Origin of the sequence: Agrobacterium tumefaciens (assembly GCF_031801495.1) — a bacterium.
Taxonomy (GTDB): domain Bacteria; phylum Pseudomonadota; class Alphaproteobacteria; order Rhizobiales; family Rhizobiaceae; genus Agrobacterium; species Agrobacterium tumefaciens_K.
In genome coordinates this window covers 1,813,033-1,827,720 of record NZ_JAOEGC010000002.1, presented here as the reverse complement: position 1 = coordinate 1,827,720, position 14,688 = coordinate 1,813,033, and the positions used below count along the sequence as shown (strand labels likewise).

The 14,688-nt window shown below is 56.9% G+C and carries 12 protein-coding genes, 1 tRNA gene and 1 pseudogene; 11 read left to right on the top strand and 3 right to left on the bottom strand.

The genetic code is table 11. The features are described 5' to 3' along the window. Window positions 1-67: 67 nt before the first annotated feature. From N7578_RS18355 to ilvC, 3 genes are all read left to right on the top strand, one after another. Window positions 68-976, top strand: coding sequence for an AraC family transcriptional regulator (locus tag N7578_RS18355; protein WP_311111666.1), 909 nt, complete (start codon window positions 68-70; stop codon window positions 974-976). A gap of 179 nt (window positions 977-1,155) precedes the next feature. Next, window positions 1,156-1,809 (top strand): TetR/AcrR family transcriptional regulator, encoded by a 654-nt coding sequence (locus N7578_RS18350; protein ID WP_311111665.1) that lies wholly within the window; start codon window positions 1,156-1,158, stop codon window positions 1,807-1,809. Window positions 1,810-1,857: 48 nt separating this feature from the next. Further along, window positions 1,858-2,877 carry a ketol-acid reductoisomerase gene (gene ilvC / locus N7578_RS18345; RefSeq protein WP_311111664.1) on the top strand — a complete coding sequence of 340 codons (1,020 nt, stop codon included), beginning with the start codon at window positions 1,858-1,860 and terminating at the stop codon, window positions 2,875-2,877. Window positions 2,878-3,035: 158 nt separating this feature from the next. Here ilvC and N7578_RS18340 read toward each other — a convergent pair whose 3' ends face one another. Then, entirely contained in the window at window positions 3,036-3,488 is a 453-nt protein-coding gene (locus N7578_RS18340; protein WP_311111663.1) for an RbsD/FucU family protein, read from the bottom strand. 253 nt (window positions 3,489-3,741) lie between these two features. Here N7578_RS18340 and N7578_RS18335 point away from each other — a divergent pair, with 253 nt between their 5' ends. The 5 genes from N7578_RS18335 (at window position 3,742) to N7578_RS18315 (ending at window position 10,014) form a co-directional block, all read left to right on the top strand. Further along, on the top strand, window positions 3,742-4,992 hold the full coding sequence (locus N7578_RS18335) for a PLP-dependent aminotransferase family protein (protein WP_311111662.1): 1,251 nt from the start codon (window positions 3,742-3,744) through the stop codon (window positions 4,990-4,992). A gap of 141 nt (window positions 4,993-5,133) precedes the next feature. Beyond that, complete coding sequence (locus tag N7578_RS18330) at window positions 5,134-6,117, top strand: ABC transporter substrate-binding protein (protein WP_311111661.1); 984 nt, start codon at window positions 5,134-5,136, stop codon at window positions 6,115-6,117. 9 nt (window positions 6,118-6,126) lie between these two features. After that, the gene (locus N7578_RS18325) at window positions 6,127-7,821 is read left to right on the top strand and encodes an iron ABC transporter permease (RefSeq protein WP_311111660.1); all 1,695 of its coding nucleotides are present in this window, start codon (window positions 6,127-6,129) and stop codon (window positions 7,819-7,821) included. After that, window positions 7,809-8,840, top strand: a complete 1,032-nt coding sequence (locus N7578_RS18320; protein ID WP_311111659.1) for an ABC transporter ATP-binding protein — start codon at window positions 7,809-7,811, stop codon at window positions 8,838-8,840. Before N7578_RS18325 ends, N7578_RS18320 begins: the two co-directional genes overlap by 13 nt. Before the next feature lie 64 nt (window positions 8,841-8,904). Beyond that, a complete protein-coding gene (locus N7578_RS18315) occupies window positions 8,905-10,014 on the top strand; it encodes an endonuclease/exonuclease/phosphatase family protein (protein ID WP_311111658.1) in 1,110 nt (369 codons plus the stop codon). A 19-nt stretch (window positions 10,015-10,033) separates the two neighbouring features. Here N7578_RS18315 and N7578_RS18310 read toward each other — a convergent pair whose 3' ends face one another. Further along, a complete protein-coding gene (locus tag N7578_RS18310) occupies window positions 10,034-11,773 on the bottom strand; it encodes a GGDEF domain-containing protein (RefSeq protein ID WP_311111657.1) in 1,740 nt (579 codons plus the stop codon). Between the two features lie 205 nt (window positions 11,774-11,978). Here N7578_RS18310 and N7578_RS18305 point away from each other — a divergent pair. From N7578_RS18305 to N7578_RS23780, 3 genes and pseudogenes are all read left to right on the top strand, one after another. After that, a tRNA-Thr gene (locus tag N7578_RS18305) sits at window positions 11,979-12,054 on the top strand. A gap of 200 nt (window positions 12,055-12,254) precedes the next feature. Next, window positions 12,255-12,482 (top strand): annotated as a pseudogene (locus N7578_RS18300) (very short patch repair endonuclease); the annotation flags it as partial. A gap of 46 nt (window positions 12,483-12,528) precedes the next feature. After that, on the top strand, window positions 12,529-12,726 hold the full coding sequence (locus tag N7578_RS23780; RefSeq protein ID WP_422646714.1) for a hypothetical protein: 198 nt from the start codon (window positions 12,529-12,531) through the stop codon (window positions 12,724-12,726). A 108-nt stretch (window positions 12,727-12,834) separates the two neighbouring features. On the opposite strand, the gene N7578_RS18295 is transcribed toward N7578_RS23780, so the two are convergent. Next, window positions 12,835-14,682 (bottom strand): AAA family ATPase, encoded by a 1,848-nt coding sequence (locus tag N7578_RS18295; protein ID WP_311111655.1) that lies wholly within the window; start codon window positions 14,680-14,682, stop codon window positions 12,835-12,837. Window positions 14,683-14,688 lie beyond the last annotated feature (6 nt).

Below are 14,688 nucleotides of genomic sequence, written 5' to 3'. Positions count from 1 at the left end.
GCGGAAACCGTGCCATCCTCTAGATAGACGGTATCAGCCACGTTGCCGGCATTTATGGACATTCGCCATGACCCTGTCTTTCAGTCTCTATCAGGAGATCGTCTCCATCGCCGGGCGTCACGCGCCCGCGGATGGTGAAAACCAGACGGCAATCGAGGCGCTCGGTATCAGCCGGAGATCAGCGCCAAGCGCGCCGTGCCACGGCAGCTATCGCCCTTGCCTCGCCATGGTCATACAAGGCGCGAAAAGCCTGCAGCTAGGAACGGATACGATCAATTACGGCGCTGGCGATTATCTGCTGACGTCGCTCGATCTTCCTGTTGCCTGGCGTGTGGTGGAGGCGAGCGAGGCGGTGCCGCATTTTTGCATCTCGTTCGCGCTCAGCAGTGAGAAGCTGCTCGATCTGATGAGCCGCGCCCACATCGAGCGTCCTGCGGAGAAGGCGAACGGACAGCGCGGCATCATGGTCAACACGGCAACGCCGGAGTTGCTCGATGCTGCAATCCGGCTAATGCGTCTACTTGATCATCCATCCGAAATTCCGGCCATGGCGCCATTGATCGAACAGGAAATTCTCTATCGCATTTTGACGGGTCCAGCGGGTGGTCAGTTGATGAACATCGTGGCGGCGGACAGCCAAGGCAACCGGATTGCGCGCGCCATAGCCTGGCTGCGAGAGAATTTCGCCCGCCAGCTGCGTATCGAGGAACTCGCCGAGCACATCGGCATGAGTGTTTCTTCCTTCCATCACCACTTCAAATCCATCACGGCGATGACGCCGGTTCAGTATCAGAAACAGTTGCGGCTGCATGAGGCGCGCCGGCTGATGCTTCTCGAGAGGGTGGATGCAGGCACGGCGGGCCATCGTGTCGGTTATCAAAGCCCGTCGCAGTTCAGCCGCGAATACAGTCGTGTTTATGGGGTATCTCCATCCCGCGATATCGGCGCAGCGCGCGAGAGCATGGCCGTCGAATAGCCGCCAACTGTTTCGTCGCGCAACAATCTTTCGGTCTGTTGTCGTTAAGTGGATTATTGCTGCGTCGCACCAATTCTTTTCCTGCCCTTAAGAAAGCGCTTGACCGGAAAGCAGTCTGCGCATAAACGTCTTTCGAACCGTACCGTACGGTACATTAATCGAGCCTCTGGAGTGGATACGTGGCCTCGGATACGATCTCAGCGCAGGAATTTTCGCCGCGCCAGAACGTTGTTCTGGACCAGGCATTGCGTCTCCTGGTCGAGGGTGGCGAAAAAGCGCTGACCACATCCGGCCTCGCGCGGGCCGCCAACTGTTCCAAGGAAAGCCTCTACAAATGGTTCGGTGATCGGGACGGCTTGCTGGCTGCGATGATTACCTTCCAGCAGAGCAAGGTCCGTACCTTTGAAAAGGCTGGTGACCGTGTTTCCGCGCCGCAGCTTTCCGACCACCTCGAAGTGTTTGCCCACGATCTGCTCGACGTTCTGGCGGGCGATGTTTCGCTGGCGCTCAATCGTCTGGCCATCGGGCAGGCAAGCCGCGACGGTTCGAAGCTCGGCGATCTGCTTCTCGAGCGTGGTCGTCGCCAGATCGATCGCCGTGCGCGTGGTCTGATCGAGGCTGGCCGTCGCTCCGGTTACCTGCGTTTCGATGACGTCGAGGAGGCGTATCGCAGTTTTTACGGCCTGATCGTTTCGGACCTGCATGTTCGCATGCTGTTGGGCGAAGCGCCGGGCAAGGATTTTTCCATGCGGGCGAAGAAGGCGGTTATTGCCTTTCTGACCCTTTATGGAACGGAAAAAGTTCATTCGGAACTGGGTGGCAAGGTCGCCTGACGGTTCCGGTCCAGACAAACAGAGACAAGCATAGGGAAGGATTATCAAATGCGCGTTTATTATGATCGTGATGCCGATCTCAATCTGATCAAGGCAAAGAACGTCGTCATCGTCGGTTACGGCTCCCAGGGTCGCGCGCACGCGCTGAACCTCAAGGATTCCGGCGCCAAGAACGTCGTCATCGCGCTCAAGGCCAGTTCTCCGACCGTCAAGAAGGCCGAAGCCGATGGCTTCAAGGTCATGACCGTTGCCGAAGCCGCCAAGTGGGGCGACCTCGTGATGATGGCGACCCCGGACGAACTTCAGGCCGACATCTACAAGGCCGAGATCGCCGACAACATTCGTGATGGTGCTGCAATCGCCTTCGCACACGGCCTCAACGTTCACTTCGGCCTCATCGAGCCGAAGGCTTCGCTCGACGTCGTGATGATCGCGCCGAAGGGACCGGGCCACACGGTTCGCGGCGAATACCAGAAGGGCGGCGGCGTTCCCTGCCTCGTTGCCGTTCACCAGAACGCTTCGGGCAACGCTCTTGAACTTGCGCTTTCCTACGCCTGCGGCGTTGGCGGCGGCCGTTCGGGCATCATCGAAACCAACTTCCGTGAAGAGTGCGAAACCGACCTCTTCGGCGAACAGGTCGTTCTGTGCGGCGGTCTCGTCGAACTGATCCGCGCTGGTTTCGAAACCCTGACGGAAGCTGGTTATGCTCCGGAAATGGCCTATTTCGAGTGCCTGCACGAAGTGAAGCTCATCGTAGACCTGATCTACGAAGGCGGCATCGCCAACATGAACTACTCGATCTCCAACACGGCCGAGTGGGGCGAATACGTCACCGGCCCGCGCATCATCACTGCCGAAACCAAGGCTGAAATGAAGCGCGTTCTCAACGACATCCAGACCGGCAAGTTCACGTCTGACTGGATGCAGGAATACAAGGCTGGCGGCGCACGCTTCAAGGGCATCCGCCGCATGAACGACGTTCACCAGATCGAAGAAGTCGGCGCCAAGCTGCGCGGCATGATGCCGTGGATCGGCAAAAACAAGCTGGTCGACAAGGCCGTCAACTAAGCTGGATTGCCGATCCCCGTTGTTCGCCTGCACGCCTCGGCGATGCGGTATCGGCAAGAACAAGCTGGTCGGCAAAGGCTGTCAACCAGGCTTCAGTACATCAACTGAATTGCGAAAGGCCGGAGCGAAAGCTCCGGCCTTTCTGTTGACGGCAGGGGTCAGGCGCTGGGTGCAATCACGCCCTTGGTCAGCAGGAAGCAGCCGTAGAAACGCGTTTCGCCGGTGGTGATGACGCAGTAAGCCTCCTTCGCTTTTTCATAGAAAGCGAAGCGCTCGATGCCGTACATGGGGGCGGACTGTCCTTCCGCTGCATCGATTTCTTTCTGGACTTCAGCCTGAACCGGCTCGATCTGGTCGGGCGCACCCATCACTTCCATGCGGCCGACCGAAGGCTGTAATGGCGTATCGAGCGGCAGCACGGAAAGGATGGCCTTCATGGCGCGGGCGGCGGAGATGTTTTCCATGCGCAGAACCTGACCGACGCTGGTAAATTGCGCCACGCTGTCGGATGGGAAGTTCGTATCGGTCAGAACCAGCGTGTCGCCGTGACCCATTGCGCGAAGTGCGTGCAGGACGTCTGCGTTGAGTGCCGGATCGATATTCTTGAGCATGTCATAAGCCTCCCGTTCATGCTGTTGCCGCCTTGCGGCATTCCCTCGCAATCCAGCTGGAAAACGTTCTCGCGTCAATCGCAAACGGACAATTGTTAAGCTAGGCCGAAGCGTATATCTGGCGTTGCCGACAACCGAAAAGCGGCGGTGCCGAGCCACAAATAGTTTGAAAAACTGATAAGTCAGTATTGCTGACTTATCGAAATATATGTAAACAAGCGCGCATAAAAACGACACAAGAGGAAACGTGCCCATGCTTGATTGGGAACATATTTTCGCCACGCGCTCTTCGCGCATGAAAGCGTCTGAAATCCGCGAGCTTCTGAAACTGCTCGAACAGCCCGATATCATCTCTTTCGCGGGCGGCATTCCCGACCCGGCGCTGTTTCCCGATGAGGACTTCAAGCAGGCCTATTCCGAGATTTTCTCCGGCCCGCAGGCCAGCGCCGCGCTTCAGTACTCGGTCAGCGAAGGCTACAAGCCGCTGCGCGACTGGCTGGCTGGCGAAATGGGCAAGATCGGCATCGACTGCACGGCCGAGAACGTCTTTATCGTTTCGGGTTCGCAGCAAGGGCTGGATTATCTCGGCAAGCTGTTCCTGTCTCCGAAAGATACCGCACTCGTAACCTGGCCGACCTATCTCGGCGCGCTCTCGGCCTTCAATGCCTATGAGCCGAACTACGACCAGCTCAATCCCGGCGGCAATCGCACACCGGCAACCTACCGCGAAAATGCAGCCAAGCTCGGTGGTTCGGTCAAGTTTGCCTACCTTTCGGCGGACTTCTCCAATCCGACCGGCGAAACCGTTGATCTCGCAGGCCGCGAAAAACTGCTGGCGCTGGCCGACGAACTGGACATCGCGATCATCGAGGACGCAGCCTATCAATCGCTGCGCTACGATGGGGAGGCCGTTCCGCCGATCCTTTCGCTCGATATCGCCCGTTCCGGCGGCATCGAGAAAACCCGCACCATCTATTGCGGGAGCTTCTCCAAGACGCTCGCACCGGGCCTTCGTGTTGGTTACATCGTCGCGGCCACGCCGGTCATCCGCAAGCTGGTGCTGATGAAGCAGGCCGCCGATCTGCATTCCTCGACCATCAACCAGATCGCCGTCGAACACGTCGCCTCGCGCGGGTTCGACAAGCAGGTTGCCAAGATCAAGGCCGCCTACAGCGCCCGTCGCGATGCACTTCTTGCTGCGCTCGAGAAATACATGCCGCAGGGGACGCAGTGGACAAAGCCGGAGGGCGGCATGTTTATCTGGCTGACGTTGCCCGAGGGCATGGACGGCGCCGCACTGCTTGCGAAGTCCATCGCAACGGAAAAGGTTGCCTTCGTTCCGGGCCGCGCCTTCTTTGCGGATGGTTCGGGAGCGAACACGCTTCGCATCAGTTTCTCGTGCGCCAACGAGGCGATGATCGAGGAAGGCATGAAGCGACTCGGCCGCCTGATTGCTGGCGCGCAGGCGAGTCCCCTGCCAACCGAGACGATCCCCGCCATCTGATCTTCCGATGGGCTGAAAAAGGACCCTCCCGCAGATAAAGCGGGAGGGTTTTTCATTTACGGCAGCCGGAAATCCTGTCTGTCATATACATGTTATGGAAGCGTGTTTTAGCGGTCCCGAATTTCAACAGGGAATGGACCCATGAAGACGCTGCTCTCCGCTTTCACCGCGATCGTCTCGCTCGGCTTTATCGCAACCGCTGCCAATGCAGCCGACCTGGTGCTTTACACCAGCCAGCCGAACGAGGACGCACAGGCGACCGTTGACGGCTTCAAGGCTGCCAATCCCGGCATCGAGGTCGAGTGGGTTCGTGACGGAACGCCGAAGATCATGGCCAAGCTGATGGCTGAGATCGACGCTGGAAACCCGGTTGCCGACGTTCTGCTGATCGCCGACACCGTTACGCTGGAGCGTATGAAGCAGGCGGGCCAGCTTCTCGCCCACAAGTCTGCTGAAGCCAAGAACATCGACGCCTCGCTCTACGATGCTGACGGCTTCTATTACTCCACGAAGCTCATCACCACCGGCATCATGTACAACACGTCGGCTGCCATGAAGCCGACGAGCTGGAAGGATCTTGCCAAGGCGGAAGCCAAGGGCCTTGTGACCATGCCGAGCCCGCTGACGTCTGGTGCAGCTCTTATCCACGCACAGACGCTTGCCGGCTCCAAGGATCTCGGCTGGGACTACTACAAGGCTCTCAAGGCCAAAGAAGCGGTCGCCGCCGGTGGCAACGGCGCCATCCTGAAGTCGGTTGCTTCTGGCGAAAAGGCGTACGGCGTCGTGGTCGATTACATGCCGATCCGCGAAAAGGCCAAGGGCGCTCCAGTCGAGTTCGTGTTCCCGGAAGAGGGCGTTTCTGCCGTGACCGAGCCGGTCGCGATCCTCAAGGGTACCAAGCACGAGGAAGCTGCCAAGAAGTTCGTGGACTACGTGCTGTCGGAAAAGGGTCAGCAGGGCTTCGTGAAGCTCGGTTACATTCCGGCTCGTGCCGATGCGGGCATGCCTGAAGGCTTCCCGGCTCGTGAGACGATCAAGGTGCTGCCGCTCAACGCCGCCGATGCACTGAAGAACTCCGAGCAGGATCTGAAGACCTTCTCCGATATCTTCGGCTCCAAGGGCTGATAAGCGAGCATGTCGCATTCCAATGCTTATGGAGGCAGCCAGCCACGCTGGCTGTTTCCTTTTGTGGTCAGTGTCGTTTTCGTACTGAGCGCCTTGCCGCTCGGACGGCTGGCCTATACCGGGATCATTTCGTCACTGAATGGTGACGTTTGGCGCCTGCTTGGCGATCCGGCCCTGTGGGATGCGGTTCTCAACACGCTGTCCACGTCCTTTTTCGGCATGCTGATCTCGCTCGCCATCGGTGGCGCCTTTGCGCTTGCCCTGACGCTCTGCGACGTGCGCGGAAAATCGATCCTGAGCTTCCTGTTCATGCTGCCCATGATGATCCCGCCGCAGGTCACGGCGCTGTCGTGGATCGGCATGACGGGTCCCTCCAGCACGCTTCTCAAGGCTCTTGGCATTGCCCCGGCGATGGGCTCGCCGCAGCCGCTCTATTCCGTTGCAGGCATCGCCTTGCTGCTCGGTGTGCAGCATGCTCCGCTGGTGTTCCTAGCATTACGGTCTGGGCTGCTGGCCTTGCCGCAGGACGGTATCGAGGCCGCGAAGCTTTCGGGGGCATCGCCACGTCGAGTGCTGTTCGACATCATTCTGCCGCTCTCCACGCCGGGGCTGATCGCGGGCGCGGCCATCTCGTTCGTTTCGGGGATCGGCAACTTCGGTATTCCGGCGATCCTCGGCATCCCCGCGTCGATCTTCACGCTGCCGACACTCATTTACAGCCGTTTCGCCAGCTTCGGTTCCAGCACTTTCGGCGATATTGCCGTTCTTTCCACGATGATCGCCGTCATCTCCGTCGCCGGACTTGCGCTCCAGGAGCGGGCGCTGAGGGGCAGGGACTATCGGATCATCGGTCTTTCCGGAAAGGCGGCGACGTTTCGTCTGTCACGCTTGCGCCCTGTGGTCGAAATCGCACTATGGACGATGCTGTTTTTCATGCTGGTTGCACCGCTCGCGGCGCTGGTTGCCAGCTCTCTCGCCCCCGCTTACGGCGTGCCGCTCAGCCTCAAGACGGCAACCCTGCATGCCTATGAGGAACTGCTTTACCGGCAGACGGTCACGCGCACCGCTTTCCGCAACTCGCTGTTTCTTGCGTCGGCCACGTCCATATGTCTCCTTGCGGTGACTGTCCTGACAGCTTATTTCCTGGTGCGTGGCAAAAGCCGTTTCATGTTCCTGCTTTCGGCACTCGTCGATATTCCTTACGCGCTGCCGGGTGTCGTCATTTCGGTATCCTTCGTTCTATTGTTTGCGGCGCCCATTCCGTTGCTCGGCGTCACTCTTTACGGCACGATCTGGATCATCATGCTGGCCTATTTCTCGTCCTTCTTTGCCGTCAGCCTCAAACCCATGGTCAGCGTATTCCTGCAATTCGATCCGTCGCTGGAAGAAGCTGCGCGGCTGTCAGGTGCAGGGTTCTGGCAGAGGATGAGGGATATCATCCTGCCGCTGGTCGGACCTGCGGCGGGCGCATCCGTGATCCTCGTTTTCCTGATCGCCTGCAACGAACTGACGGTGTCCGCGCTGCTGTGGTCGGCGGGAACCCAGACGCTCGGTGTGCTGATCTACAATCTCGATGACAGTGGCAGCTTCGATCTTGCCTCGGCGCTTTCGGTACTGGTCGTCATCATGGTCATAATGCTGATGTTGCTGCTCGAAGTTCTGGGGCGCTATCTGCCGAAAGGAGTCGTCCCTTGGCGAAACTGATCCTCAATCGTCTTTCGAAGCGTTTCGCAGCGAACGCGAAACCCGCCGTCGATGATGTATCGCTTACCGTTCGCGAGGGCGGTTTTCTGGCGCTGCTCGGCCCGTCCGGATGTGGCAAGACGACGGTGCTGCGCATGATTGCCGGCTTTGAACAGCCGTCGGACGGTTCGATCCTGCTCGGTGAGCGCGTGATGGCCGATGCGGCAACCATGGTGGCCCCTGAACGGCGCAACATGGCGATGGTGTTCCAGTCCTACGCGCTTTGGCCGCATATGTCGGTCGCCGATAATGCCGGTTATCCGCTGAAGGTGCGTGGAATTTCCGGCGAAAAATATCGCGAGAAGGTGCGCTCGGCGCTTGCCGCCGTTCGGCTGGAAGCCTTTGCCGATCGTCGCCCGTCTGAGCTTTCCGGTGGACAGCGGCAGCGCGTGGCATTGGCCCGCTGCCTCGTGACAGAGCCGGACGTCGTGCTGCTCGACGAACCGCTTGCCAATCTTGACCGTCATTTGCGGCAGGAGATGGAGGAAACTTTCCGTGAGTTTCACGCCCGCTCCGGTGCGACGATGGTATACGTCACCCATGATCAGGCGGAAGCGATGGCGCTGGCCACGGATGTCGCCGTCATGGCGCATGGCAAGCTGTTGCAGGTGGCGCCGCCCGCCGAGCTATATGCGCGGCCGGAAGGCAAGCTTGTCGGCTCACTGGTGGGGCAGGGCGCCATTCTGTCCCTTCCTGTCGCGATGGGCGCCCCACGCGAACTCGACTGGCCAGCCTTGCATCCGGCGTTGAACGGCGGCGCGGGCGATTTACCTGTCGCTGATGTTCTGGTTCGTCCGCAGGATGTCGCTTTCGAGGACGGCGGGATCATGTCCACCGTCACTTCTGCTCTTTACGAGGGCGAGCGTTATGCGGTGCGCCTCGAGCTGCCAAACGGTCAGACGCTCAGAGCCTATTCGCGTTTTCCTGCCGTCGCAGGTGAGCGCCTGCCGGTCGTGATCCGGGAGGCATGGCGGCTCTGAAACTGGAGGTTGGCAAGCCACCTGCCGAACGGCTAAGCTTCGACAAGTGCAACAGGAATGAGACATGTCGCTTCGGCTTGCCACCTTCAATATCGAGAACCTTCTGACCCGTTTCGATTTTACCGGTTTCCGCAACCAGACGCGGCGGGACCGGGCTATCCAGCTCTACGACATTCGCGATGAGGCGACCTATCAGGCGTTGGAGAGTGCCCGCCTCGTTTCCTCGACGGATGACACGCGGCAGCTTTCCGCACTCGCCATCGCCGACACGGATGCCGATATTCTTTGCCTTCAGGAAGTTGACAACATGGCCGCCCTCCAGGCTTTCGAATACGGTTATCTCTACCGTATGGTCGGCAACGGATACCGGCAGAAATATCTGGTGGAAGGCAACGACAGCCGAGGCATCGATGTTGCTGTTGTCATGCGTGAGGAGACGCGAGATGGCGACCGGATCGAAGTGGTGGACATCAAGAGCCATGCAGCCGTAACCTACCGAAATCTCGGGTTGTTCAACGCCGATATCGCCCTGACGCATCAGATCGATGACAAGATCTTCAAGCGTGATTGCCTTGAGATCGATCTCAGGATTGGCGGCAAACCGCTGACGCTTTACGTCACCCATTTCAAATCCATGACGAATTCCCGTGAAGCGGTAGATGCACGTCTTGGCACGATGCCGATCCGGGAGGCGGAAGCACGGGCCGTTCGGCGCATCATCGAGGAGCGGTGGGGTCCCGATGGCGCAAGGCGCAAGAACTTTGCCATCTGCGGTGACATGAACGACTATCAGGAACGTGTCGTGATTTCCGGGGACAGGCGCGACGGCTATACATTCACGCCGGTTGAAGAGGAACGCAGCGCGCTCGACATCTTCTCCAACGATGGTTTTGCCGTTAACCCGATGCTGCGTCGGGACGTCATGGACCGCTGGACGCTTTACCATTCCCGCGGGCCGCAGGAGCAGCACCTGTGCCAGCTCGATTACATCTGGCTTTCGCCCCATCTTGCCGAGACGAATGCGACGCGTATTCCGGAAGTCGTCCGTAACGGCCAGCCATATCGCACGATCTTCCCGCCGGGTCAGGAAGTGGAGCGTTATCCCCGCACGGGTTGGGATCGGCCAAAGGCATCTGACCATTGCGCAGTGGTGATGACGCTCGATCTGATCTGAGGTATTTTGCCGCGTTCGCTTAGGCGCTGGCGATTTTCTGGTAGTAGGTTGCCCAGACACGGTTTCTTCCGGCTCTCTTGGCCTGATAGAGACGCTCGTCGGCAATTGCGATCAGGTTATCCCAGCTACTGACGGTGCGCGTCTCCTGCCAGATAACGCCGAAGCTCGCGGTCAGCGAAAGCCCGATTTCCGGATCGATGATATTCGTTTCGATCAGGCGTCGTAGACGGTCCGCCGTCGCGGTTGTCGTCGCGTGGCTGACGTCCTGCAGGATGATCACGAACTCTTCACCGCCGTAGCGGGCAAGGATATCGCTTTCCCGCAGGGCTCCGGTGAGGAGTTCCGCCGTTTTCTGCAGTGCCAGATCGCCCATGGCGTGGCCGTAGCGATCGTTGATTGATTTGAAATGATCGATGTCAATGATCATCACGCCCAATGTGCCATGGGGATCTTTGGTGTCGAGAAGCGTGTGAACGGCTTTTTCGAGCGCACGGCGATTGAACACGCCCGTCAGGGCATCAGTTTCGGAAAGCTGCCGCAACCGCTCCGCCAGCGCCTGCTGCTGTTCTTCCATCTGCCGTTTCTGACGTAACTGTTCCCGCAGAAAATCCAGCTCCTGAAACATCTTATGGACTTCTGGCGCCGCACGCGTCTGATATTTGATGTCCGAAAGGTCGCCAGCCGCAATGGCGGCAATCTGTGCTCTGACGGACTGCATGGGTTGGAACAGCGCCGTTTTGTAAACCGCGGCCAGCCGCAGCAGCACGTACATGGCGAGAGCGGCCAGCAGAACGGATGCGATTACGGACAAGAGCGCCCTGTCCCGCACAGCAGCTGTCCTTGCAGCGGTTTCGGCAACAACCAGATCGCGCAGCTTATCGGCAGACTTCATGCCGCGAATATAGTTTTCCGAAAAGTCGACGACGCTTGGCCTTGCCGCAGGCACCGCCATGGCGATCGTGTTTTGCGCATAGCCGAGGGCTTCACCGAAATATGAGCTTTCAAGCTCCTTCAGGGCCGCATCGATCCCGGGAGCCGAAAGATAGGCTGCCGTGTAGTTTGTCAACGATGATTTCAGCAGCGCGAGGCTTTGCAGGTCACCCTCGAATTTCAGCTGGTAGGCGCGCCGTTCAGATGCACTCGCCGAAAGGCTCATGACAACGTAGGATCCGAGGCGCCCGATGCGATCCCTCATGACGCCCGCCGTTGCCGTTGCTGCAACTTCCATGGCCACATCCGGCCTTTCGTGGATGATGACGCCAGCCAGCCTGCCACGTAACGCATTGGTTTTGTCCGCAGCCAGGAACATCGACTGTATGATGGCAGGTATCCGGCTTTTGTCGCGAGTTCTGACAGGGGATTGGACAAAAGCGTCAACGTCTCTTCGCGACAGCACAAGCTGATGCTCGGCTTCTGCAAAGGATTTTTCCAGTTCCGGGCTCCGGTGGAGTTCGTCGGCAAAGGAGATGCGCAATTGCGCGAATTTTTCATCCGTCGCATGTCTGGCGGCGGCAAGTTCTGATGTCAGTTCATCGGTGACGACATCCGAACCGAGGAGATTGTTGGAAGGTCCACGTTCGCTCGACACCAGCCAGGCTGTACGCAGAGCGATTTCAAAACGGCTCAGTTGTTGCGTATTCTTGTTCGACCGAAGATAGTTGGTGACGCTGGGGAAGGCAGCAAGCGTTGCAAGCAGGATAGAGCTCACAGCGATGAGGATGGTGCCGGTGAGCTGTATTTTTTGAATGCTGGCGCGCATTGCCGGAATAATTCTCTTTGCCTGTTTTTATTTAACCTCAATTCTAGCCATGTCGCGTAAACACTTCGCTTACTCTCCAAACCGCCCGAGCCTTTTTGTGGTGCCTTGCGGCCGGTGTTGTGTGGAAAAACACTTGTCGGGAGAAAATTGCGAGTTTTTTGCTTTACAGAAAATCAGAATCTGCTAGTTGGCATGGCACTGGATTGCCCTTGTAGCTCAGTTGGTAGAGCACCTGATTTGTAATCAGGGGGTCGCGGGTTCGAACCCTGCCGGGGGCACCATCTAATTCACTGAAAACGCTGCGTTATTCTCGGAAGAGAGACGCAGCGTTTTTGTTTTTAGGGCCACCCTGGGGCCACCGCGATTTTTCTGGCAGTTGTTAACAGCTTTGTTTGATTTCGCGCTTTCGGTGTAGTGTCATCACTTTGTTGGCTCCGACACATCGGCGCTCCTCTGAATATACCGCTGTATTGTACGCTTTATGGGGGGGCGGGAGAGGGTAATTGTTAAAACCATCGAGCAGCGAAGCAGGACGATGTCCCGTATTCGCTCCAAAGACACAAAGCCAGAAGTGCTTATTCGCCGGCTCGTCCATTCTCTCGGCTACAGATATAGGCTACATCGTAAGAACCTCCCTGGGAAACCCGACCTGACCTTTGGACCACGGCGAAAGATCATAGAAGTACGAGGCTGTTATTGGCACGCCCATCTTCGGTATGATCTAAGCTGTTGGGAGGCTAGATCAACATGATTACATGAAACGTATCCGGAGGAACGGTGGTGCGAGGGACATTCTTGCACCGAAAGGTATTGCGTTGCTTTGGCGACAGCGCGACCGAGCATTGATTGATCAACTTGGCCTTGGCCCGGTCACCGCCGACGAGTTCATTTCGTTTCAGCCGAAGACGCAGGAGCAGATATCAATCCTGCGCGAAGCTGGGCACATCGACTGATCAATTTCCTCGGGCCGTGCAATTGGAAACCTCCCGACCGAGCGCGGCCCACCTACTCGAAAACAGCCAACTTCTACTGCCTGACGTTGACGGCACTGCACGTCGTCTTCACAACCCAATTTTCAACAAAGCTGCGTCCAGCGCCTTTAGAAGTTCGGACGCGATTGGCTCAAGTATATCATCGCTCAAATTGACCATATACTGAGCCCACGCCATTTTAGCGTGCGACTCATTTCTACCATCGACTGCGTAATTATAAAATTCCTGCCAAGATGCGTCGATAATTTCACTAAGTTTGAGGTCTTCCGCGGCGAGGCGATTAACAAGCTTGCTACTCAGTAAGTCTTTCTTGGATCGTTCAACTAACCAGTTTTTATTTTTTGCCTCGGTCCAACAAGTTTCAGGCCACATTTCCTCGAAACATATCGGAAGGTCGATACCAAGCTCGCGAACTGGCATCAGGTGACTGGGAACTGGTAACTGCATTAGATTCACAAATTTCCAGTTTCCCTGCTCTTCATTAAACTTATTGGCCGCCTTATCGCCTTCGCTGTCGGAATCGACGATTCCTACCGCTTTCATGCGTTTTTCTACAGGGAGTATGTGTCTAGTTCTGTACTCCCAAGATCGAAGCATATTTGTAACGTAGTGCGATCCGGCTCGAGCCGGCGGCTCTGCGATAAAGGTAAGCGCTGCTTTTTCAGGCCTAAACCGATGTAGCAAAGACGTGAAAACGAGATACTCCGTTTGACCCTCAACAAAAATGGTTGGGAGATTGTCCGAATTGAAAGCTGACAGTTTCTGGCGGAGGTCCTCCGACTGGGCAGAAGCTTCTGCCAGGGCCTCCTGCGCTGCTTGAATGTGCGGCGCGATTATAGCCATCGCCCCCATGGACTCATCCAACGAAATGTTGGCCTCCGCAGCCGAGTTGGCTTTTGTTCCCAACCTGGTTGACGTATTAGAGAGATGGTACGCCGTACACAACCCACCGTGATCCTCATACAGGTGCATATTGTAGAAAACGGGTGAGTGCGTAGTCAAAATAACTTGCGAAAACTCGTCTTGAGCGAGTTTCTTAAATGAATCTGCTAATGCTTTTGCCCGACGAAACTCCAAATTATTCTCGGGCTCCTCGTATGCCCAAATGAAAGTCGGCGATAGACCGGGCGACTGTCTGCTTTTTTCGGCGATAAATTTTAGAATAAGAGGAATATATCGGGCTTTTATCCCATCTCCTCGACTTTCCAGAGATATTGATTTTTCGCCGTTCAGAAAGTCTAAGCTTTCGAAGATCGAGGTCAGATCGTTCGGGAGCCTCAACTTCGAGCTATCATTCAGCTCTTGTGAAATATCTGTAAGAAGCCCCGCAACAGAATCGCCAATCACTGTTTCAAATTGTTCGCTGCTTTCTCTGACAACGCTTTCCGAGGCTTGGGCGATCACCTCAAATATTCGTCCACGCAGGCTCCGAAAAAAATCCGCGTCGCGCACTGCAGGAACGTATTCGAATTGTATGCGATTGAGGAGCGAGGGGACTTTGGACCTACCTGGCAAATCGAATAGTTCTTCAACAAAGCCATTGCCTCGCTTCTTTCTAATGAATCTGATGCCTTTAATTTCTGTGCGAGATTGCAGGCCATCAACTCGCCATCTCTTTCGCCACATGACCTGTTCGCCGTTGTTACCCCGATAAGATTCTGGGAGCTCGAGGCGTAACTCTACAGCGATCTCAGGTGCTTTTTTGGCACGAGGTTCGGCATATCGATTGTAATCATTCGCGAAACTAAACGGCGTGCTCGGATTGGTCTGTCCGTTGAAGAACAAATTCAACGCGCGAAGGACATTCGACTTGCCACAATCGTTATCTCCGACAATGACAGTTAGGTCTGTCGCACTCATATCGAGTTCGGCGATGGATCGAAAGTTTTCAATTTTTATTCGACGTATTTTCGTCATGAACCC

What these genes read in the sequence shown, in the direction of transcription:
- N7578_RS18315 (WP_311111658.1), top strand. Translation starts at nt 8,905, where the DNA reads ATGTCGCTTCGGCTTGCCACCTTCAATATCGAGAACCTTCTGACCCGT.
- N7578_RS18330 (WP_311111661.1), top strand. Translation starts at nt 5,134, where the DNA reads ATGAAGACGCTGCTCTCCGCTTTCACCGCGATCGTCTCGCTCGGCTTT.
- ilvC (WP_311111664.1), top strand. Translation starts at nt 1,858, where the DNA reads ATGCGCGTTTATTATGATCGTGATGCCGATCTCAATCTGATCAAGGCA.
- N7578_RS18340 (WP_311111663.1), bottom strand. Translation starts at nt 3,488, where the DNA reads ATGCTCAAGAATATCGATCCGGCACTCAACGCAGACGTCCTGCACGCA.
- N7578_RS18325 (WP_311111660.1), top strand. Translation starts at nt 6,127, where the DNA reads ATGTCGCATTCCAATGCTTATGGAGGCAGCCAGCCACGCTGGCTGTTT.
- N7578_RS23780 (WP_422646714.1), top strand. Translation starts at nt 12,529, where the DNA reads ATGAAACGTATCCGGAGGAACGGTGGTGCGAGGGACATTCTTGCACCG.
- N7578_RS18355 (WP_311111666.1), top strand. Translation starts at nt 68, where the DNA reads ATGACCCTGTCTTTCAGTCTCTATCAGGAGATCGTCTCCATCGCCGGG.
- N7578_RS18335 (WP_311111662.1), top strand. Translation starts at nt 3,742, where the DNA reads ATGCTTGATTGGGAACATATTTTCGCCACGCGCTCTTCGCGCATGAAA.
- N7578_RS18310 (WP_311111657.1), bottom strand. Translation starts at nt 11,773, where the DNA reads ATGCGCGCCAGCATTCAAAAAATACAGCTCACCGGCACCATCCTCATC.
- N7578_RS18295 (WP_311111655.1), bottom strand. Translation starts at nt 14,682, where the DNA reads ATGACGAAAATACGTCGAATAAAAATTGAAAACTTTCGATCCATCGCC.